Source organism: Streptomyces silvisoli (assembly GCF_029269905.1).
GTDB lineage: Bacteria > Actinomycetota > Actinomycetes > Streptomycetales > Streptomycetaceae > Streptantibioticus_A > Streptantibioticus_A silvisoli_A.
The window spans coordinates 479,737-499,996 of sequence record NZ_JARJBC010000002.1 but is presented as its reverse complement, the minus strand read 5'-3'; the positions used below and the strand labels follow the sequence as shown (position 1 = coordinate 499,996).

The following is a 20,260-nucleotide window of genomic DNA, read 5'->3' as shown; positions in this document are numbered from 1 at the left end:
GTGGCTCACCCGCGTGGGAGTGCCGCTGTTCTGATGGTGGGGGTGCTGGTCCCGGGGCGGGGTACGGCGGTGCGGGGTGGGCGGTGGGCGGGGTGGGGGTCCAGGCCGAAGGTGGTGAAGGCGGTGCGCTGCGGCAGTTCGTAGGCGGTGTCGCCGGTGAGGGAGTTGAGGATGACGGCGGAGCGCCAGGCGCCGAGGCCGAGGTCGGGGGTGCCCACGCCGTGGGTGTGGGTTTCGGCGTTCTGTACGTGGATGGCGCCGCGGATGGAGGGGTCGAGGACGAGGCGGTGCCGTTCGTCGACGCGTGGGCGGCCGGCGGAGTCGCGGCGCAGGTACGGGTCGATGGGGGCGAGGAGGGGTTCCAGGGGCCGTTGCCGGTATCCGGTGGCGAGGACGACGGCGTCGGTGGTGACGCGGCTCTGGGTGCCCTGTTGGACGTGTTCGAGGTGGAGTTCGACACGGTCGGCGCCCATGCGGCCGGCGGTGCGCACCGAGACGCCGGGAGTGAGGGTGACGTCCGGCCAGGAGGGCTGTCCGGACTCGGTTGTCAGTGTGCGCTGGTACAACTCTTCGTGGATGGCGCTGATGGTCTCGTGGTCGATGGCTTTGTGGAGTTGCCACTGGTGTGGGAGGAGTTGGTCGCGTACGGATTCGGGGAGGGCGTGGAAGTAGCGGGTGTAGTCGGGGGTGAAGTGTTCGAGGCCGAGTTTGCTGTATTCCATGGGGGCGAAGGCCTCGGTGCGGGCGAGCCAGGTGAGTCCTTCGCGGCCGTGCGGGCGGTGCCGCAGTAGGTCGAGGAAGATTTCGGCGCCGGACTGCCCGGATCCGACGACGGTGACATGGCCGGCGGCGAGCAGCCGGTCGCGGTGGGTGAGGTAGTCGGCGGAGTGGAGGACGGGGACGCTGGGGGATTCGGCGAGCGGGCGCAGCCGTTCGGGTACGTGGGGGGTGGTGCCGATGCCGATGACGAGGTTGCGGCTGTGGGTGCGGCCGACGGCGACGGCCTCGCCGTCGGCGTCGAGGCGGGTGAAGTCGACCTGGAACAGGTCGCGTTCGGGGTTCCAGCGGACGGCGTCGATCTGGTGGCCGAAGTGGCAGGTGGGCAGTGAGCCGGCGACCCAGCGGCAGTAGGCGTCGTACTCGGTGCGCGGGATGTGGAAGCGCTCGGCGAAGTAGAAGGGGAAGAGGCGGCCGCGGGCTTTGAGGTAGCACAGGAACGACCAGGGGCTGGCGGGTTCGACCAGGCTCACCAGGTCGGCCAGGAAGGGCACTTGGAGGGTGCTGCCCTGGATGAGCTGGCCCGGGTGCCAGCTGAACGCGGGGCGCCGGTCGTAGAAGGCGGTGCGTAGTTCGGGCAGTCCGTCGGCGAGGGCGGCGAGGGAGAGGTTGAACGGCCCGATGCCGATGCCGAGTAGGTCCAGGGGTTCGTCGGTGGAAGGGCTGTCGGCGGGGTCGACGGTGTTCATGGCGGTGTCCTTCCGTGGGTTACTGACCGTTCCGGGGTGCGTTGCCGCCCGGCGGGTCTTGGCCGGTGGAGGGTTCCTGGCCGTTCGACGGCGGTCGGCCGGTTCGGGTTTCCCGTGCGGTGCGGGCGACGAGGTCGAGGAGGGCGGTGAAGTCGGCTGGTTCGGTGGTGGGGTTGAGCAGGGTGGCCTTGAGCCACAGGCGCCCCGCGGCGTGGGCGCGGCCCAGTACGGCCGTGCCGGAGGTCACCAGGGCGCGGCGGATGGCGGCCAGTTCGGCGTCGGTGGCATGGCTGGGGCGGAAGAGGACGGTGGTGATGGTGGGGCGGGCGTAGAGGGTGAGACCGGGGTGGGCTTCGACGAGGTCGGCGAGGCGCTGGGCCTGTTGGCAGACCCTGTCGATGAGTTGGGCGAGCCCGTCGCGGCCCAGGGCCCGGAGGGTGACGGCGATCTTGAGGATGTCGGGGCGGCGGGTGGTGCGTAGTGAGCGGCCGAGCAGGTCGGGGAAGCCCGCTTCGATGTCGTCGTGGGCGTTGAGGTAGTCGGCGTTGGTTGCCAGTGGCCGCAGTGCGGTGGTGTCCGGTACGGCGAGCAGTCCGGCGGCGATGGGCTGCCAGCCGAGTTTGTGCAGGTCGATGCCGACGGAGGTGGCGGACTGCAGGCCGGACAGCTGGGCGCGGTGGTGCTTGCTGAACAGCAGCGGTCCGCCGTAGGAGGCGTCGATGTGGAGTTCGGCGCCGTGGGCGGTGGTGACTTCGGCGATGCCGGGGAGTGGGTCGATGGCGCCGGTGTCGGTGGTTCCGGCGGTGGCGATGACGAGGGCCGGGCCGCGCAGTTCGGCGAGGGCGCGGTCGACGGTGGCGGGGCGCAGGGTGCCGTCGTGGGTGGGCAGGGTGCGGGGTTCTGGCAGGCCGAGCAGCCAAGCGGCGCGGTGGACGCTGTGGTGGGCGTTGTCGCCGCAGACGATGTGTACCGCGGGCACGCCGGTGGCGCGGGCGCGTTCCCGGGCGAGCAGTAGGCCGAGTTGGTTGGACTCGCTGCCTCCGGTGGTGACCAGGCAGGCGGGTTGTGGCAGGTCGGGGTAGACCAGGGCGGCGAACGCGGCGGTGGTCTCGGCCTCCAGGGCGGTGGCGGCGGGGGCCTGGTCCCAGGAGTCCATGGAGGGGTTGAGCGCGGACGCGGCGAGGTCGGCGGCGACCGCGAGGGCGAGCGGCGGGCAGTGCAGGTGCGCGGCGCAGTACGGTTCCGCGGGGTCGGCGGAGCCCTCGGTGACGGCGCGTACCAGGGTGCGCAGCGCGTCCTGGGCGCCGGTGCCGTTGGCGGGCAGGACGGGGGTGGCCTGGGCGCGCAGCCGTTCGGCGACCGCCTGGGGGCCGCCCGCCGGGATGGGGCCGCCGCGGGCTGCGGCGCCCTGGCTGAGTGCGCCCAGCACGGTGTCGACCAGTGGCCGCAGTTGGCTGGGGCCTGTGGCGCCCCCGGCGAGGGCGGGCGGTTCCCCGGGGTCGTTCGGCGTCGGCATGGGTGCGGTGCCCTTCGGGATGGCGGCTTGAGGAGGCACAGACATCCCCAAGTCTTGTGGCGTTCAGGTGCGTTCACCTGACGAGCACAACGATCTCGACCCGAAAGGGGTATTGCGGGGTTATGTATGTCCATATCCTGGGCGGGGTGGCGGCAGGATCGTGGCGGGTTCAGTCCGGTGCGATCGTCGGCGGGTGGTCCGGGTGGGGGACGCGGTCGCTCCAGCCGCCGGGGACGGTGTGGTGCTGCTGCGCGCGGAAACGTATCGGCGCGACCCCCACGCGGCGGGTGAACAGTCGGCTGAAGTAGGCCGGGTCGTGGTAGCCGACCCGGCGGGCCACGGCGGAGACCGGTAGATCGGTGGCGGCGAGCAGTTCCTTGGCCCGGCCGAGGCGGATACCGAGCAGATAGTCCTTGGGGCTGCATCCGGCCGCCCGCCGGACGGCGGCGCGCAGTTCGGCGAGCGTCATACCGTGGCGTGCGGCGTGTTCCGCGACGGCGAGCGGCAGGAAGGCGTCCCGGGCCAGCGCGTCCAGTACGGGCGAGCCGTCGCCTCCGGTGTCGGCGCGGGAGCGGCGCAGGGTCACCAGGAGTTCGTGGACGGCGGCGGACGTCTCGACTTCCAGCAGGGGGTTGCCGATCCGCGCCGCGCGGGCGACGCGGGTGATGACGCCGCGGGCGGCGGCGCTGTCCCGCAGTGGGGTCACCGGCCGGTCGGGGTCGATGTAGCCCAGTTCGGTGTACGCGGTGGTGGCGGCTCCGGTGAAGTCCACGAAGCCCTCGTCCCAGCCGTCGTCCGGGTCGGGCGCGTAGTGGTGTTCGACACCGGGGGTGATCCACAGCAGCGCCGGTGCGGTGACGGGGAGGGGCGGCCCGGACCGGTGGCGGAACCAGCCGTGCCCGGTGCTGATGACGACCGCAACGTGGTGGTCGATGGCACGTGGCCCCACCGTCGGCAGCGCGCCGCGCTGGAGGCCGACGCCGAGGCACACCAGCCCGAGCCGGTGGTGGACCGGGCTCGGGGTGAAGTAGCGCATCCACGTCTGGTACATGCCGAGCACCGATCCTGCGGCATGGCGCGCCGTGACGCCATATGTCCTCAGGCGCTGCCGAGGTCGATGACGGTGAAGGAGTCCAGGGCGAACTCGGCGGTGCCGCTGTCGCCGGTCTTGGTCAGCCCGACCCAGGCCTCGCCGCCGGCCGGGGCGGTGAACTCGTAGCGGTGGTCGGCGGGGGCGTCGGCGGCGGGCAGTGGGGTGCTGGTGAGGACCTGGGGCGTGGGGGTGTCGACGGCGGTGGTCCAGGCGTACTGTCCGGCCGACTCGTTCTCGTACCGGAAGGTGACGCGGTAGCGGTGGCCGGGTTCGAAGCGCACGGTGTGCGGGACGGTGCGGTAGACGGTGCCGTTGTTCTCGCCGCGTGACTTCAGCGACTGGCCGCCGTCGATGACGTCGTCGATCACCTTGCCGTTCCAGCCGCGCTGGGTGTAGCGGGCGTGCCGTTGGGCGATGTGGGTGCGGGGGTCGGTGGCGCCGCCGGCGTCGCCCTTGACGAACGGCCCCCAGCCCTGCGGGACGTGTTCGAAGTCCTCGTGCACCAGGGCGCCTTGGGCGTGCGGTCGTACCGCGGGGACCACCCGTACGTTGTCGAAGCGGACGCGTGCCTCGCCTGCCGCCGCGGTCAGTGCGAGGGTCACCGGGCCGCCGCCGGGCGGTACTTCGAAGTAGGTGAACATCCGCTGGAAGCGGGAGTCGTGCTTGCGGTCGGCGGCGACGTAGTTGACGGCGGTGGACGTCTCGGTCCAGTTCTCCGCCGTGGCCCCGTCGCCGGTCCGCACCCGCAGCGCCGCCCGGCGCCGCTCCCCCGCGCTCTCCCCCACCTCGACCTGCACGGAGGCGGCGTAGCCGCCCGGGGCGAGCCGGGCCAGCCGCTGACTGACCGAGGCGGCCGAGCCCGCGCCGATGACCAGTTCGTAGTCGCCGAGAGCGCTGCGCACCACCGAGGCCGGGCCGCTGACCTGCCAGCCGCGCAGCGAGCCGGAGTTGAAGCCGGGGTCGTACAGCGGTGTGCCCTGGCCCCAGCCGGGCGCGCTCTGCCGGGGTGCCCGCCGTCGGTAGAGGACGTACGGCTGGTCCGGGTCGGCCTCGATGGTTACCTCACCGCCGCGCACCGGCAGGTCGCCGACGAGGATGCGCCCCTGGTCGGTGAGCCGGTACAGGCAGACCGAGGGCGCCGTGCGCCAGTCGCGCGGTAGGCGCCAACTGCTGGTGCCGCCGGCGGGGTTGTAGTGGTAGAGCCTGCCTGGCGCGTGGGCCTCGCGCGGTTCCCAGGGCAGCAGGTAGGTGCCGCCGTCGTAGACCGGTTGTCCGTCGGTGGTGATGACCCGACGGCCGGTGCGGTCCGAGACGGATGTCCTGTAGGGGCCGAAGAAGGTGATCTCGTGGTCAGTCCAGGTCTTGATCGGATATGCCTGGAGGTACTTGGCGGTTAGGTTGTCGGTCCACAACTGGCGGTAGAACGTGGTCCAGTCGGTCTTTCCCTGCCAGCCTTCGAAGGTGCCCAGCTTCGGGGTGCCCAGCAGGGGGAACTTGTCGGCGAACACGTCCTTCTGGTGCCCGCGCAGGAAGCGGATCAGGGTGGAGTTGATGCCGCGGGAGGTGTCGGGTCCGTAGTCGACCTCGTTGGCCCAGTGGGACCACAGGGAGGAGCGCTCCAGACCGCTCGACCATTCACTGCCGACCTTCCAGCCCTGTGCGCGCAGATGTCTTTGCAGACCGTCGGAGGGCCAGCCGCTCTCCCGGAAGACGTCGATGTACAGCGTGTCGAGTGCCGGATCCGTCTCGTCCCGCAGTTGCTGGAAGCGCCGCACGATGCCGTGGGTGTACAGGTCGCGCCGTGAGTCGATGCGGTAGCTCTGGTCGAGCCAGTCCCACTGCGGGTCGTGGACGTCGACCAGGGCGTCGCAGAAGGCGTGGGCCACGGGGTAGGACTCGGTGGCGTTGACGTGCACCGCGAAGTCGCTGTTCCAGTGACGTCCCTCGGCGACAAGGAGGTTGAGGTCGGCCAGGCCCCCGGCGCGGGTGTTGTAGTTGCCGCCGTAGTCCGGGTGGGCGGAGTCGTGTCCTTCGGACTGATATCCCTTGAGCAGGGTGAACTGCCGTAGTCCGTCAGTGGCCAGGGATATGCGTTTGATGTTGTCGAGGGTGGTCAGGAACGGATTGGTGGCCTGACTGGCGAAGTTGAACGGGATGTGCGGGACGACGCGCAGATACTGCTCGTCGGCGCCGAGCGGGGTCACCATGATGTCTCTGAGCGCTATGGCCGCGTCCTGCCAGTCGATGTGTCCGTCACCGTTGCGATCGCGGGTGAGGATGACGGTCACCCAGGGCAGCGGTTCGGTGTCGTCTACGGCGGCGCCCGCCGCGCGGTGGGTCCACTGGCCGCAGGAGATGCCGACCAGGGTGTGGCCGCCGGTGCTGACCGCCTGCCGCCACAGGCGGCCGTTCTCCCAGGCGGCCTCGGGGTGGGCGGTGACGTCGTCCCAGACGGTGTTGGTCTCGATGGCGGCGGCCAGGGTGTCATGGCTGGCGACCGCGTAGGCGCAGCCGATCGGCGCGGCGTCGGCCGGGGTGGCGTCGGTGACGTGGACGGTGGTGTCGCCGTTCTTCGCCTTGTCCAGGTCGATTCTGGCGGTCAGTACGCAAGCGCCGCTCTGGTCGCCGCGGACGCTCAGCCACGCCTGGCCCGGCAGTTGCAGGGTGCCGACGCGCAGGGCGGGGGTGTCGGCGACCCGGGTGATCCGGAAGGTCACCGTCCAGTCGTGGACCGCGATCTCCGCGTCGATCTCGGTGCCGCCTTCGAGGGTGAGGGCGTAGGCCACGCGGTCGGCGGCCGCCGCGCAGGTGACCGTCGGCGTGTGCGGAACGCCGTTGACGACAAGGGAGTTGACCGGTGTGGACTGGGCGTGGAACACCGCGCCGCTGCCGCGGTCGGTGTACGAGATGACGCGCGGGAAGGCGGGGTCGACGCGCACTTCCAGGGCGGTGGAGCGCAGTACGGTCTCGCCCGCGGCCTGGGCGTCGTGGGGGGTGAGCGCGCCGCCGATCCCGGCGAGTGCCGTGCTGAGCAGTACGGACCTGCGGCTCGGCCCGGTCCGGTCGGCTGGTTGTGGGTCGAGGGCGGGGCGGAACATCGCGCTCCTTCCGGCATGGCATCCGATCCGCACAGGGTGGATCATCGGGGCCGGTGCTGCCCATGGACAAAGGGGTGGCAGCGCTTGGACTCCCGCGTTCCGCGGCCGGGGTCAGTGCAGCGGCAGTACGGCGGTGACCAGCCAGCCGCCTTCGGGGGCGGGTCCGGCGGACAGTCGTCCGCCGAGCGCTTCGGCGCGTTCGGTGAGGCCGACCAGGCCGAAGCCGCCGCCGCGCGCGGACTCGGCGAGCTTGGCGGCCTTGCTGCCGTCGTCGGCGATCCGCACTTCCAGGCCGTCGGCGACGGTGCGGAGCGTGATGCGTACCGCCGTGGCGTCGGCCGCGTGCTTGACCACGTTGGTCAGCGCCTCGCGGACGATGCGGTGGACACCCGCCGCGACATCGGGTGGGACACGGTCGTCGAGGCCGCGTTCCACCTGGAGCAGCACGGGCGGGCCGGTGCGTGAGAACGCCTGCGTCAGCTCTCGTACCTGCTCGATACCGGCGAGCGGCGCGGTCTCCGCGGTGTCCTCGCGCAGTACGTGCACCAGGCGCCGCATGGCGCCCAGCGCCTCGCCCGCCGCGGTCTCGATCCGGCCGAAGCTCTCGGCGGCGTCGACCACGGCGCCTTGTTCACGCTCGGTGAACCGGGCGGCGCGGGCCTGCACCACGATGCCGGTGATGTGGTGGGCGACCACGTCGTGCAACTCCCTTGCCAGCTCCCTGCGTTCGGCGGAGCGCACGGCGGCCAGGTCGCGCAGCCGCTGGGTGGACTGGGCGCGCAGCACCAGCGAGAAGGCGGCGACCAGCGTGGTGGAGACGGCCATCACCAGGGTGAAGGCGCCCGGTCTGGTGTCGCGCAGCGGCGCGGCGACGGCGGCCAGGCCCAGCAGCGGCCCGAGGACGACGGCGGCCCGGTCCGGGGCGCGGTGCACCACCGCGGTCAACAGCACCAGCAGGGCGATCGCCTCACCGAGCCCCCAGACGCTGAGCGGGGGTTGGCCGACGAGCAGCACGATGGTGGTGGTCCAGGAGACCACCGCGGCCACCGCTGCCCGTACCACCAGTGGGACGCGGTTGTTCGGCACCGCGCACACGCACACGGCGACGCCCGCGGCCCAGACGATGGCGTGCGGACGGGTGGGCTGCCGGGCCAGCACGAGCGCCTCAAGGGCCACCAGGAACAGCAGCACGAAGGCCAGGGCGCACTTGCCGACGCCGACCGCTCGCGGATGGCGGGCCGCCCATCCCGCCAGCCCGGTCATCCGCCCGCGCCGCCGGAAGGCCCGGCGGTGCCCGAGCCGCTGGTGGCAAGTCCGCTCTCCCACGCCCACGCGGCGATCTCCACGCGGTTGCGGGCGTCGAGCTTGGACTGGATGTGGGCCAGGTGGGTCTTGACGGTGGACAGGGAGACGAACAGCTCGGAGGCGATCTCGGCGTTGGTCAGCCCGCGGGCCAGACAGCGGGCGACATCGGCCTCACGGTCGGTGAGCGGCTCGGACGGCTGTCTGGCGGGATTGCCGGTGGCGGCCGAGGTGGCCATGGTGCGCAGCAGCCGTACGGTGATCGCCGGGGAGATCAGCGAGTCGCCGACGGCGGCTGCGCGGACCGCCTCGACCAGCATGGCCGGGCTGGAGTCCTTCAGCAGGAAGCCGCTGGCGCCGTGGTGCAGCGCGGTGTGCACATACTCGTCCAGGTCGAAGGTGGTGACGATGACGATCCGCGGCGGGGAGCCCTGCCAGTACGAGGCGGCCTCGGGGGCGAGCAGGCGGCGGGTGACCTCAAGGCCGTCCACCTTGGGCATCCGGATGTCGAGCAGGCAGACGTCCGGGCGCAGCCGGCGCACGGTGTCCAAGGCGGCCTCGCCGTCCACGACGTCGGCGACGACATCGATGTCCGGCTGGCTGTCGAGGATCATCCGGAAGCCGGTGCGGACCATCTCCTGGTCGTCCGCGATGACCACGCTGATCGCCATGGGTTCCTTTCGCGGGGCCCTTCACGGGGGCGGTTTGCGGGGTTTCCGCGGCTTGTGTGTGTCTATGGGAACGGGATCGTCGGCACCCCGCAACCGGGGTGTGCGGCAGCGCCGGTCCGCGCCTTGGTGATCACTGGCCGCCGCGGTGGGAAGGCCCTTGCGGAAGCCCTGTCACGCGTTCTGGTCGGCGTGGACGACCACCGTCTCGTTCGCGGTGACCGGGGTGATCAGCTCCAGCTGGGCCGCGGTGGTGGCTTCGGGGCCGGGGACGGCGACGGGCTGGCGCGGTGTCTGGGCGGCGTCGCGTTCGATGTCTGTCACCGAGTAGCAGACGTGGGTGCCGTCGGCGCGGGATATCTCGATGGCGTCGTGCGGGCGCAGCTGGGGCAGCCCGTGGAAGACGGCGCGGTCACCGATGATGACGGAGCGCCCCGGGTCGCCGGGCGCCGCGCTGGCGGCGTACCAGCCCGCGCACTGCGGCGGCAGGGCGGGCGAGGTCGCGCCGACCGGGACCGCCTTGGCGTGGACACCCGCACGCGGGATGTCGATCTGCACCGGCGCGCCGGTGGTGCTGGCTGCCGTCGCGGCGTAGGCACCGTGCACCCGGGTGCCGGAGCCGTCCGGGGTGTACAGCAGCGCCCAGGCGCAGAGGGCGGCCGAGATCAGGAGCAGCAGGACGGCGGCACCGTTGACACGGAGCTCGGAAGAACGGGCGGTGGTCCTGCGCATACCGTTGACGCTACGGGGCCGTGCGTGACGCCGCGTCCACCATGTGGCCATCGCCCCATCGTCCGAAAGGAGGATGGCGCCGTACTCTGACGGTATGCGTCAACTCGCGCACCGCTGGCTGGAGTCCGTGGCCCAGACCCCCGACGGGGACTTCGCCGCCTCTCCCGCGGGTCTGTGGCTGGCCCTGGCCGCGGTCTCGGTGGGAGCGCGCGGCAAGACCGCCACGGCGTTCGAGGGCGTGCTGGAGACCGGCCCGGAGCCCGCCGCCGCGGTGGCCGCGGCGGTGCGCGCGCTGGAGAAGACCGACGCCCTGGCCCTGGCGACCGGGGTGTGGAGCCGTTCGCCGCTGCGCGAGGAGTTCCGTACCGCGCTGCCGGATGTCGGCTTCGGGGAGCTGGACGACGCTTCCCCGACCGTGATCGACGCCTGGGTGCGGGAGGCCACCGGTGGGCTGGTCGAGCGGCTGCCGGTGCGAATACCGGAGGAAACGCGTCTGCTGCTGGTCAACGCGCTGGCTCTGAAGGCCCGTTGGGCCGATCCGTTCGACACGGCGAACACCCGGGACCGTCCGTTCACCGACGCTACCGGGGCCGTGCACCAGGTGCCGACGATGTGCAAGACGTTCTCGGCGCACTCCGCGTGGACCGTACCGGAGTCGTCCGGCGGTCTGACCCGGGTGGTCGAACTGCGGTGCGCGACCGAGGGGTTCACTCCGGCCGTCGTACGGTTCGTCATCGGTTCGCCGGGCCGCACCGCACCCGAGGTGCTGCCCGCGGCGTGGGCGCCCACGGGGCTGCGTGCCCGGCTCGACGCCGACCGGGTGCGGGTGCTGCTGCCGCGGCTCGCGTTGCGCACCACGATCGAGGTGACCGGGCATCTTCCGGCGCTCGGCCTGGACATCGCCACCAGTGACCACGCCGACTTCTCCGGGCTGTCGCCGCAGGCCCTCACGATCGACCAGGTGGTGCAGGAGGCGGTGATCAAGGTGGCCGAGGAGGGCATCGAGGCGGCCTCGGCCACGGCGGTCAGGATGATGTACGCGGGCATGGTCACCTCACGGCCACGGGTGGTGGAGATCGCGTTCGACCGGCCCTTCGGGCTGGTGGTCCTCGACTCGACCGGGGAGCTGCCGCTGTTCACCGCCTGGCAGGCGACCGAGCCGCGCTTTCCCGAGGGCTAGTGCGGTTGGAGTGACACCGCGGGTCAGCACGATCTCCTTCAGGTCCTCCGGGCGGCCGCCGAGTCCGCGCAGGGCGGTGAGGATGTCCTGCTCGGCGCCCGCCGCGCCGCAGTCCACCAGGAAGAAGCCGTCGGCCGTGCGCACCGTGTACGCCTGGCCCACGGTGAAGCGCAACATCCAGATGTCGGTGGTGAGTTGTACCGTCTCCATGGACGCGGACGGTAGTTCGCGGGAGGGGGTGGCGCCGCGTGGTTGAGCCGAGGGCGAAAGGCGGCGGCGACACGTAGGCTCGTAAGGGCGACAGCCCTGGGGAGGTGCTCGTGACGCGTCATGCCGAACCCGCGGACCGGTCTGGACCGGCCTCCGGGCCGATCGTGCACGGCTTTCCGCACCTGGAGACCATCCAGGCCTCCCTGACCGCGCTCTACAGGCGGCTGTCCTACGACACCATCAGCACGTTCGCGGTCAGCGTACTCCCGGACGAGGTGCGGGTACCGCCGGACGCCGACATCTACCTGGGCACCCAGCAGGTGGCGCGGACCATCGTGCAGCACCTGCGGTTGCCGGAGGCGCGGATGATCGTGGCGTTCCGGGACATGGTGCACGCGGGGAACGTGGAGCTGGAGGCCGGGCCGGAGTACTTCATCGAGCTGAACTCGCGGTTCAAGGAGGATCGTCGGGACATCGGGGCGTGCCTGGCGCATGAGGTGATGCATGTCTATCTGCACCGGCTGGGGCTGGAGTTCGCCGGTACGCGGGACAACGAGATCCTCACGGACACCGCGTCCGCCTATCTCGGTGCGGGGTGGCTGCTGCTGGACGCCTACCGGGAGGAGAGCAACGTACGCGGGGACCGGCTGGTGCGGTCGGCGTCCAAGCTCGGGTATCTGACCCCGGAGGAGTTCGGGTACGTGCTGGCCAAGCGGGCGCTGGCGTTCGGGGACGACATCGAGCCGTGGTTCTCCAGCGCGCAGGCGCGGGACGCGTACCGGGCGGGGATGGCGCGGGCCCAGGCGGATCTGCGGCAGCCGCCGCTGGCACGGTGCGGGTGGGCCGGTCGACGGCGGTACGCGGCGGACCGCCGGATCGTGCAGCGGGGGAACGGGGTGTCGCCCGTGCGGGCGGGGGGCTACGCGTTCGAGGGCGGGTCGCCGTTGCGGGTGTCGTTCCCCTGTCCCACGTGCCATCAGCGGATCCGGGTTCCGGTGCGGGGAAGGTTCACGGCGCGGTGTGGGGTTTGCGGGTCGGAACTCCAGTGCGACACGTAGCCCACCCGCCCGCCCTTCTGGGGCTCCGCCCCAGCCCCCTCGGGGCACAGAGCCCCGGACCCCACTCGGGGCTCCGCCCCAAACCCCCGGCGGGGCTCCGCCCCAAACCCCGGCGGGGCACAGCCCCGGACCCCACTCGGGGCTGCGCCACGAACCCCACCTGGACAGCGCCCCCCCCGCTGGGGCTGCGCTGAACCCGCTGGGGCTCCGCCCCAAACCCCGCTCAGGGCTGCGTCCAACCCCCGCCTGGGCTGCGCCGAACCCGCTGGGGCTGCGCCCCGGACTCCGGCTCGGGGCTGTGTCCCCGTCCCACCTGCGGCTGCGTCCCTGTCCCCGCCGACGGCTACGTCCGGAAACCCGGTCGGCGCGGTTTGCCCCGGCGCGGCCCCGCCGACACCGGTCCGCTCGGGTTGGGTCCCGGACGCCGTTGGGGCGCCCCCGGGCCCCCGCTGGGCCGCGACTCTGACCGCTTCTCGGGGCGCCGCCACCGCCCCTGCTGGGGCGGTGGGGCTGCGGCATGGCTACCGATGGGACGGGGGCAGGGTCGGGGAGGCGGGGGCTTTACAGCGAGTCCAAGAACTCCAGCAGCGCCGCGTTGACCTCCTGGGGGCGTTCCTGTTGGGTCCAGTGGCCGCAGCCCTCCAGGATGATGGGCTCGCGGAGGTTGGGGTGGAGGTTGGGCAGGGCGGGGAGTAGGTCTTCCATGCCGGGAAAGCGGTAGACCAGGTCTCGGTCGCCGGTGATGTACAGGGCGGGGGGCTGGACGGCGGCGCCCTGCCAGGCGGCCGTCAGTTCCCAGTTGCGGTCCAGGTTGCGGTACCAGTTCAGGCCGCCGGTGAAGCCCGCCTCGCCGTACTCCGCGACGAAGACGTCGATGTCCTCCTCGGTGATCCAGGAGGGCAGCTTCTCCGGGGCCTTGACGCGGTCGAGGAAGCCGCCGCCGGGCTGGATCAGGGGCTGGGCGGGCGGGTTGTTGTGCGGGTTGTCGCCGCAGGCGCCGTACAGCGTGCGGCGGAACGTGGTGCGCGGGGCGGCGGCGAGTTCGGCGTCGGCGACGCCGGGAGTCTCGAAGTAGTTCCAGTAGAACTGCCCGTCGAACCGCTCGCGCATCGCCCGCAACGGCGGTACCGGGCCGCGCGGCTGCGGCGGCACGCTCAGGCCCGCGACGGCGGACACCACGTCGGGGCGCAGCAGCGCGGTGTGCCAGGCGACCGGTGCGCCCCAGTCGTGGCCGACGACCACGGCGCTCTCCTCGCCGAGCGCGTGGATCAGGCCGATGACGTCGCCGACCAGGTGCAGGATGGTGTAGGCCTCGATCTCCTCGGGCCGGTCGCTGCGCCCGTAGCCGCGCTGGTCGGGCGCGACGACCCGGTACCCGGCGGCGGCCAGCGGCGCGAACTGGTGGCGCCAGGAGTACCAGCACTCCGGAAATCCGTGCAGCAGCACGACGAGCGGCCCCTCGCCCTCCTCGGCGATGTGCAACCGGATGCCGTTCACGTTGACGCTGCGGTGCTCTACCACCTGATGCCTCCCCAACTACCGTTCGGTGAACCAGGGTCAGGCTACGCCTCGGTAGGGACACGACGCGGCGCCCGGCCCTCCGGTCGGGGAAGGGGGCGGGCGCCGCCTCAACAGCCGTACGGCGCTGTACGGCTCACTCGTGGCCGCCGTCAGACCGCCAGCGCGCGGTCGGTCGGGCGGATCGGCGCGTGCAGTGAACTGGCGCCGGTCAGGTAGTCGTCGACAGCACGGGCGGCCGAGCGGCCCTCGGCGATCGCCCATACGATCAACGACTGGCCGCGGCCCGCGTCACCGGCGACGAAGACACCGTCCACGTTGGTGGCGAAGTCCTTGTCGCGGGCGATGTTGCCGCGCTCGTCGAGTTCCAGGCCGAGTTGTTCGACCAGGCCGTTGCCCTGGTCGGTACCGGTGAACCCCATGGCCAGGGTGACGAGTTGGGCCGGGATCCTCCGCTCGGTTCCGGGCTTCGGCTCGAACTTGCCGTCCTTGAACTCGACCTCGACGAGGTGCAGGAACTGCACGTTCCCGTCCTCGTCGCCCTCGAACCGCGCCGTGTTGACCGAGTAGACCCGCTCGCCTCCCTCCTCGTGCGCGGAGGTGACCTTGTACGTCATCGGGTACGTGGGCCACGGCTGGTGGGCGGGGCGCTCGTCGGCGGGGCGCGGCATGATCTCCAACTGGGTGACGGAGGCGGCGCCCTGGCGGTGCGCCGTGCCGACGCAGTCCGCGCCGGTGTCGCCGCCGCCGATGACGACGACGTGCTTGCCCTCGGCGGAGATCGGGGAGGCGACGTAGTCGCCTTCCTGGACCTTGTTGGCCAGCGGCAGGTACTCCATCGCCTGGTGGATGCCGTTCAACTCGCGGCCCGGCACCGGCAGATCACGGGCGGTGGTGGCACCGGCCGCGATGACCACGGCGTCGTACCGCCGCTTCAGCGCGGCGGCGTCCACGTCGGTGCCGACCTGCACTCCGGTGCGGAACTTGGTGCCCTCCGCGCGCATCTGCTCGATACGGCGGTTGATGTGCCGCTTCTCCATCTTGAACTCGGGGATGCCGTAGCGCAGCAGGCCGCCGATACGGTCGGCGCGCTCGTACACCGCGACCGTGTGCCCGGCCCGGGTGAGCTGCTGGGCGGCGGCGAGTCCGGCCGGTCCCGAGCCGATCACCGCGACGGTCTTGCCGGAGAGCCGGTCCGGCGGCTGCGGGGTGACATGGCCGCCCTCCCACGCCTTGTCGACGATGGTGACCTCGACGTTCTTGATGGTGACCGGGGGCTGGTTGATGCCCAGCACACAGGCGGACTCGCACGGCGCGGGGCACAACCGCCCGGTGAACTCGGGGAAGTTGTTGGTGGCGTGCAGCCGCTCGTAGGCAGCCTTCCAGTCACCGCGGTACGCGTAGTCGTTCCACTCCGGGATGAGGTTCCCCAGCGGGCAGCCGTTGTGGCAGAACGGGATGCCGCAGTCCATGCAGCGGCCGGCCTGCTTGGAGATGATCGGCAGCAGTGAGCCGGGGACGTAGACCTCGTTCCAGTCCGTGACCCGCTCGCTGACCGGGCGGGAGGTGGCGACCTCGCGCCCGGTGGTCAGAAAGCCCTTCGGGTCAGCCATGAGCCGCCTCCATCATCTTCGCCGTGGTCTCGGACTCGCTGAGTCCCGCTTGCTCGGCGGCGTCCTTGGCGGCGAGCACTGCCTTGTAGTCCCTCGGCATGACCTTGCCGAACCGGGTGAGGGTGGTGCCCCAGTCGGCGAGCAGCGCCTCGGCGACGGTGGAGCCTGTCTCCTGCTGGTGGCGGCGCACCACGTCGTGCAGCCACGCGATGTCGTCGGCGTCCAGCTGCTCGACGCCGACCAACTGGTTGTTGACCCGGGAGGGGTCCAGGTCGAGGACGTAGGCGATGCCGCCGGACATTCCCGCCGCGAAGTTCCGCCCGGTCTCGCCCAGTACGACGGCGCGCCCACCGGTCATGTACTCGCAGCCGTGGTCGCCGACGCCCTCGGCCACGACGGTGGCACCGGAGTTGCGGACGCAGAACCGTTCGCCGACCTGGCCGCGCAGGAACATCTCGCCGCCAGTGGCGCCGTAGCCGAGGGTGTTGCCCGCGATCGTGGAGTACTCGGCGAGGTGGTCGGCGCCCCGGTCCGGGCGCACGATGACCCGGCCGCCGGAAAGCCCCTTGCCGACGTAGTCGTTGGCGTCGCCCTCCAGGCGCAGCGTGACGCCCTTGGGCAGGAACGCGCCGAACGACTGCCCGGCGGAGCCGGTGAAGGTGACGTCGATGGTGTCGTCGGGCAGGCCCGCGCCGCCGTACCGCTTGGTGACCTCATGGCCGAGCATGGTGCCGACCGTGCGGTTGATGTTGCGGATCGGCAGCTGGGCGCGCACCGGCGAGCCGCTCTCCAGTGCGTCGGCGGCCAGCTTGATCAGCTGGTTGTCGAGTGCCTTCGCCAGGCCGTGGTCCTGGGTGACGACCTGGTGGCGCACCGCGCCGTCCGGCAGTTCGGGCACGTGCAGCAGCGGCGCGAGGTCGAGGCCCTGGGCCTTCCAGTGGTTGACGGCACGGGTGGTGTCGATCAACTCCGCGCGGCCGACGGCCTCCTCGATGGAGCGGAAGCCGAGTTCGGCGAGGAGTTCGCGGACCTCTTCGGCGATGAACTGGAAGAAGTTGACCACGAACTCGGCCTTGCCGTTGAACCGTTCGCGCAGCACCGGGTTCTGGGTGGCGATGCCGACCGGGCAGGTGTCCAGGTGGCACACCCGCATCATCACGCAGCCGGAGACGACCAGCGGCGCGGTGGCGAAGCCGAACTCCTCGGCACCGAGCAGCGCGGCGATGACCACGTCACGGCCGGTCTTGAGCTGGCCGTCGGTCTGCACCACGATCCGGTCGCGCAACCCGTTGAGCAGCAGGGTCTGCTGTGTCTCGGCCAGGCCCAACTCCCAGGGCCCGCCCGCGTGCTTGAGGCTGGTGAGCGGCGAGGCGCCGGTGCCGCCGTCGTGGCCGGAGATCAGCACGACGTCCGCGTGGGCCTTGGAGACGCCCGCCGCGACCGTTCCGACGCCGACCTCGGAGACCAGCTTCACATGGATGCGGGCGGCCGGGTTGGCGTTCTTCAGGTCGTGGATGAGCTGGGCGAGGTCCTCGATGGAGTAGATGTCGTGGTGCGGCGGCGGCGAGATCAGGCCGACGCCGGGGGTGGAGTGCCGCGTCTTGGCGACCCACGGGTAGACCTTGTGGCCGGGCAGCTGACCGCCCTCGCCGGGCTTGGCGCCCTGGGCCATCTTGATCTGGATGTCGTCGGCGTTGACCAGGTACTCGGAGGTGACGCCGAAGCGGCCGGAGGCGACCTGCTTGATCGCCGAGCGCCGGGCCGGGTCGTAGAGCCGCTCCGGGTCCTCGCCGCCCTCGCCGGTGTTGGACTTGCCGCCGAGCTGGTTCATGGCGATGGCCAGGGTCTCGTGCGCCTCACGGCTGATCGACCCGTACGACATGGCGCCCGTGGAGAAGCGCTTGACGATCTCGGAGACCGGCTCGACCTCCTCGATCGGCACCGGGGGCCGCTCGCCGGTCTTGAGGTTGAACAGGCCGCGCAGCGTCATCAGCCGCTCGGACTGCTCGTTCACCCGGTCCGTGTACTTCTTGAAGATGTCGTAGCGACGGGTGCGGGTGGCGTGCTGGAGCCGGAAGACGGTCTCCGGGTCGAACAGGTGGGGTTCGCCCTCGCGGCGCCACTGGTACTCGCCGCCGATCTCCAGGCGGCGGTGCGCGGCGGCGATGCCGGAGGCGGGGTACGCCTTGGCGTGCCGGGCGGCGACCTCCTTGGCGATGACGTCGATCCCGGCGCCGCCGATCTTGGTGGTGGTGCCGTGGAAGTAGGTGTCCACGAAGCCCTCGTCCAGGCCGACGGCCTCGAAGACCTGGGCGCCGCGGTAGGAGGCGACGGTGGAGATGCCCATCTTGGACATCACCTTCAGCACGCCCTTGCCCAGCGCCTTGATCAGGTTCTTGATCGCGGCCTCCGGCTCGGTACCCGGCAGGAAGGTCCCGGCGCGCACCAGGTCCTCGACCGACTCCATCGCCAGGTACGGGTTGACGGCCGCGGCGCCGTAGCCGACCAGCAGCGCGACGTGGTGCACCTCGCGCACGTCACCGGCCTCGACCAGCAGGCCGACCTGGGTGCGGGTCTTGGTGCGGATCAGGTGGTGGTGGACGGCCGAGGTGAGCAGCAGCGACGGGATCGGCGCGTGCTCCGCGTCGGAGTGGCGGTCGGAGAGCACGATCAGCCGGGCGCCGGCCGCTATGGCGGCGTCGGCCTCGGCGCAGATCTCGGCGAGCCGGGCGGCCAGCGCCTGGCCGCCGCCCGCGACCCGGTACAGGCCGGAGAGCGTGGCGGCCTTCAGACCGGGCATGTCGCCGTCGGCGTTGATGTGGATGAGCTTGGCCAGCTCGTCGTTGTCGATCACCGGGAACGGCAGGGTGACGTTGCGGCAGGCCGCCGGGGTCGGCTCCAGCAGGTTGCCCTGCGGGCCGACCACGGAGATCAGCGAGGTGACCAGTTCCTCGCGGATGGCGTCCAGCGGCGGGTTGGTGACCTGCGCGAACAGCTGGGTGAAGTAGTCGAACAGCAGCCGGGGACGCTCGGAGAGCGCGGCGATCGGCGAGTCGGTGCCCATGGAGCCGATCGGCTCGGCGCCGGTCTTCGCCATCGGCGCGAGGATGACCCGCAGTTCCTCCTCGGTGTAGCCGAAGGTCTGCTGGCGGCGGGTGACCGAGGCGTGGGTGTGCACGATGTGCTCGCGCTCGGGCAGGTCCTTGAGGTGGATCAGACCGGCTTCCAGCCATTCGGCGTACGGCTGCTGGGCGGCCAGCTCCGCCTTGACCTCGTCGTCCTCGATGATGCGGTGGCCGGCGGTGTCGACCAGGAACATCCGGCCCGGCTGGAGGCGGCCCTTGCGGACCACCTTCTCCGGGGCGATGTCCAGCACGCCGACCTCGGAGGAGAGCACCACCAGGCCGTCGTCGGTGACCCAGTAGCGGCCGGGACGCAGGCCGTTGCGGTCCAGCACCGCGCCGACCAGGGTTCCGTCGGTGAAGGTGACGCAGGCCGGGCCGTCCCAGGGCTCCATCATCGTGGAGTGGTACTGGTAGAAAGCTCGGCGGGCCGGGTCCATGGAGTCGTGGTTCTCCCACGCCTCGGGGATCATCATCAGCACGCTGTGCGGCAGTGAGCGGCCGCCGAGGTGCAGCAGTTCCAGCACCTCGTCGAAGGTCGCGGAGTCCGAGGCGTCCGGGGTGCAGATCGGGAAGATCCGCTCCAGGTCGCCCTTGCCCGTTCCATGGTCGGCGGAGCCGAAAACGTCGCTGGCCAGCTGCGACTCGCGGGCCCGCATCCAGTTGCGGTTGCCCTTGACGGTGTTGATCTCGCCGTTGTGCGCCACGAACCGGTACGGGTGGGCCAGGGGCCAGCTGGGGAAGGTGTTGGTGGAGAAGCGGGAGTGGACCAGGGCGATCGCGGTGGCGAACCGGCGGTCGGACAGGTCGGGGAAGAACGGCTCCAGCTGGCCGGTGGTCAGCATGCCCTTGTAGACGATGGTCCGCGCGGACAGCGACGGGAAGTAGACGTTCACCTCGCGCTCGGCGCGCTTGCGCAGCACGAAGGCGAGCCGGTCCAGCTCCAGGCCCTGCCGTCCTCCGGTGGCGTCGGCGACGAACAGCTGTGAGAAGTACGGCATGGTGGCGCGGGCCGAGGCGCCCAGCAGTTCGGGGGCGACCGGCACCTCGCGCCAGCCCAGCAGTTCCAGGCCCTCCTCGGCGGCGATCCGCTCGATGGAGTCCACCGCCTTGGCCCTGGCCTCGTCCTCGACCGGCAGGAAGCCGATGCCGACCGCGTAGGCACCGGCGGTGGGCAGCTCGAAGGAGACGGTCGCGCGTAGGAAGCTGTCCGGGATCTGGACAAGGATTCCGGCGCCGTCGCCGGAGTCGGGTTCCGAACCGGTGGCTCCCCGGTGCTCCAGATTGCGCAGCACCGTCAGCGCCTGCTCTACGAGCGCGTGGTCCGCCTCGCCGGTGAGGGTGGCCACGAATCCGACGCCGCAGGCGTCGTGCTCGTTGCGGGGGTCGTACATCCCCTGCGGGGCGGGACGCCCGTCCATACGAGCCCAGCGGGTGCCGGGCGCGGAGTGCGTGGACGCGGAACGCATCGGCTCTCCTGTCGTCGTGGCATTGCATTGCCGGAGTGATGTCACGGCGCAACAGGGACGACGCTGGCCCTCTGCGATTTCGTGCAGGTTACATGATGACCGGGATCCCGAACAGTGGATATGGGCTTCCCAGTATGTGGACTAACGCGGTGGATTCGGGATCCCCGAGCAGGTCACCCGGCGCCTTGGCGGGCGGCACTGCCCGGCGCGCTTGT

13 protein-coding genes are annotated in these 20,260 nt (G+C 71.5%); 3 read left to right on the top strand and 10 right to left on the bottom strand.

Annotated elements, in window-relative coordinates:
* Nucleotides 1-5: 5 nt before the first annotated feature.
* The 7 genes from P3G67_RS05360 to P3G67_RS05330 all read right to left on the bottom strand — a co-directional run bounded on the left by P3G67_RS05360 (nucleotide 6) and on the right by P3G67_RS05330 (nucleotide 9,875).
* Nucleotides 6-1,466, bottom strand: coding sequence for a lysine N(6)-hydroxylase/L-ornithine N(5)-oxygenase family protein (locus P3G67_RS05360; protein WP_276092391.1), 1,461 nt, complete (start codon nucleotides 1,464-1,466; stop codon nucleotides 6-8).
* Between the two features lie 19 nt (nucleotides 1,467-1,485).
* A complete protein-coding gene (locus tag P3G67_RS05355; RefSeq protein WP_276092450.1) occupies nucleotides 1,486-2,982 on the bottom strand; it encodes a pyridoxal phosphate-dependent decarboxylase family protein in 1,497 nt (498 codons plus the stop codon).
* A gap of 169 nt (nucleotides 2,983-3,151) precedes the next feature.
* On the bottom strand, nucleotides 3,152-4,033 hold the full coding sequence (locus tag P3G67_RS05350; RefSeq protein ID WP_276092390.1) for a helix-turn-helix domain-containing protein: 882 nt from the start codon (nucleotides 4,031-4,033) through the stop codon (nucleotides 3,152-3,154).
* 47 nt (nucleotides 4,034-4,080) lie between these two features.
* The gene (locus P3G67_RS05345; protein ID WP_276092389.1) at nucleotides 4,081-7,173 is read right to left on the bottom strand and encodes an endo-alpha-N-acetylgalactosaminidase family protein; all 3,093 of its coding nucleotides are present in this window, start codon (nucleotides 7,171-7,173) and stop codon (nucleotides 4,081-4,083) included.
* 111 nt (nucleotides 7,174-7,284) lie between these two features.
* The gene (locus tag P3G67_RS05340; protein WP_276092388.1) at nucleotides 7,285-8,499 is read right to left on the bottom strand and encodes a sensor histidine kinase; all 1,215 of its coding nucleotides are present in this window, start codon (nucleotides 8,497-8,499) and stop codon (nucleotides 7,285-7,287) included.
* Nucleotides 8,433-9,146: a response regulator gene (locus tag P3G67_RS05335; RefSeq protein ID WP_276092387.1), complete on the bottom strand. Its 714-nt coding sequence runs from the start codon at nucleotides 9,144-9,146 to the stop codon at nucleotides 8,433-8,435. The genes P3G67_RS05340 and P3G67_RS05335 overlap by 67 nt, the downstream gene beginning before the upstream one ends.
* Before the next feature lie 171 nt (nucleotides 9,147-9,317).
* A complete protein-coding gene (locus P3G67_RS05330) occupies nucleotides 9,318-9,875 on the bottom strand; it encodes a class F sortase (protein WP_276092386.1) in 558 nt (185 codons plus the stop codon).
* A gap of 94 nt (nucleotides 9,876-9,969) precedes the next feature.
* Here P3G67_RS05330 and P3G67_RS05325 point away from each other — a divergent pair, with 94 nt between their 5' ends.
* The 3 genes from P3G67_RS05325 to P3G67_RS05315 all read left to right on the top strand — a co-directional run bounded on the left by P3G67_RS05325 (nucleotide 9,970) and on the right by P3G67_RS05315 (nucleotide 12,323).
* Complete coding sequence (locus P3G67_RS05325) at nucleotides 9,970-11,055, top strand: serpin family protein (protein WP_276092385.1); 1,086 nt, start codon at nucleotides 9,970-9,972, stop codon at nucleotides 11,053-11,055.
* Nucleotides 11,056-11,137: 82 nt separating this feature from the next.
* Nucleotides 11,138-11,311 (top strand): hypothetical protein, encoded by a 174-nt coding sequence (locus P3G67_RS05320; RefSeq protein ID WP_276092384.1) that lies wholly within the window; start codon nucleotides 11,138-11,140, stop codon nucleotides 11,309-11,311.
* Nucleotides 11,312-11,375: 64 nt separating this feature from the next.
* Complete coding sequence (locus P3G67_RS05315; RefSeq protein WP_276092383.1) at nucleotides 11,376-12,323, top strand: hypothetical protein; 948 nt, start codon at nucleotides 11,376-11,378, stop codon at nucleotides 12,321-12,323.
* A 561-nt stretch (nucleotides 12,324-12,884) separates the two neighbouring features.
* Here P3G67_RS05315 and P3G67_RS05310 read toward each other — a convergent pair.
* The 3 genes from P3G67_RS05310 to gltB all read right to left on the bottom strand — a co-directional run bounded on the left by P3G67_RS05310 (nucleotide 12,885) and on the right by gltB (nucleotide 20,045).
* Nucleotides 12,885-13,844, bottom strand: a complete 960-nt coding sequence (locus P3G67_RS05310) for an alpha/beta fold hydrolase (RefSeq protein ID WP_276092382.1) — start codon at nucleotides 13,842-13,844, stop codon at nucleotides 12,885-12,887.
* A gap of 149 nt (nucleotides 13,845-13,993) precedes the next feature.
* Nucleotides 13,994-15,454 carry a glutamate synthase subunit beta gene (locus P3G67_RS05305; protein ID WP_276092381.1) on the bottom strand — a complete coding sequence of 487 codons (1,461 nt, stop codon included), beginning with the start codon at nucleotides 15,452-15,454 and terminating at the stop codon, nucleotides 13,994-13,996.
* A complete protein-coding gene (gene gltB / locus P3G67_RS05300; protein WP_276092380.1) occupies nucleotides 15,447-20,045 on the bottom strand; it encodes a glutamate synthase large subunit in 4,599 nt (1,532 codons plus the stop codon). Before gltB ends, P3G67_RS05305 begins: the two co-directional genes overlap by 8 nt.
* Nucleotides 20,046-20,260 lie beyond the last annotated feature (215 nt).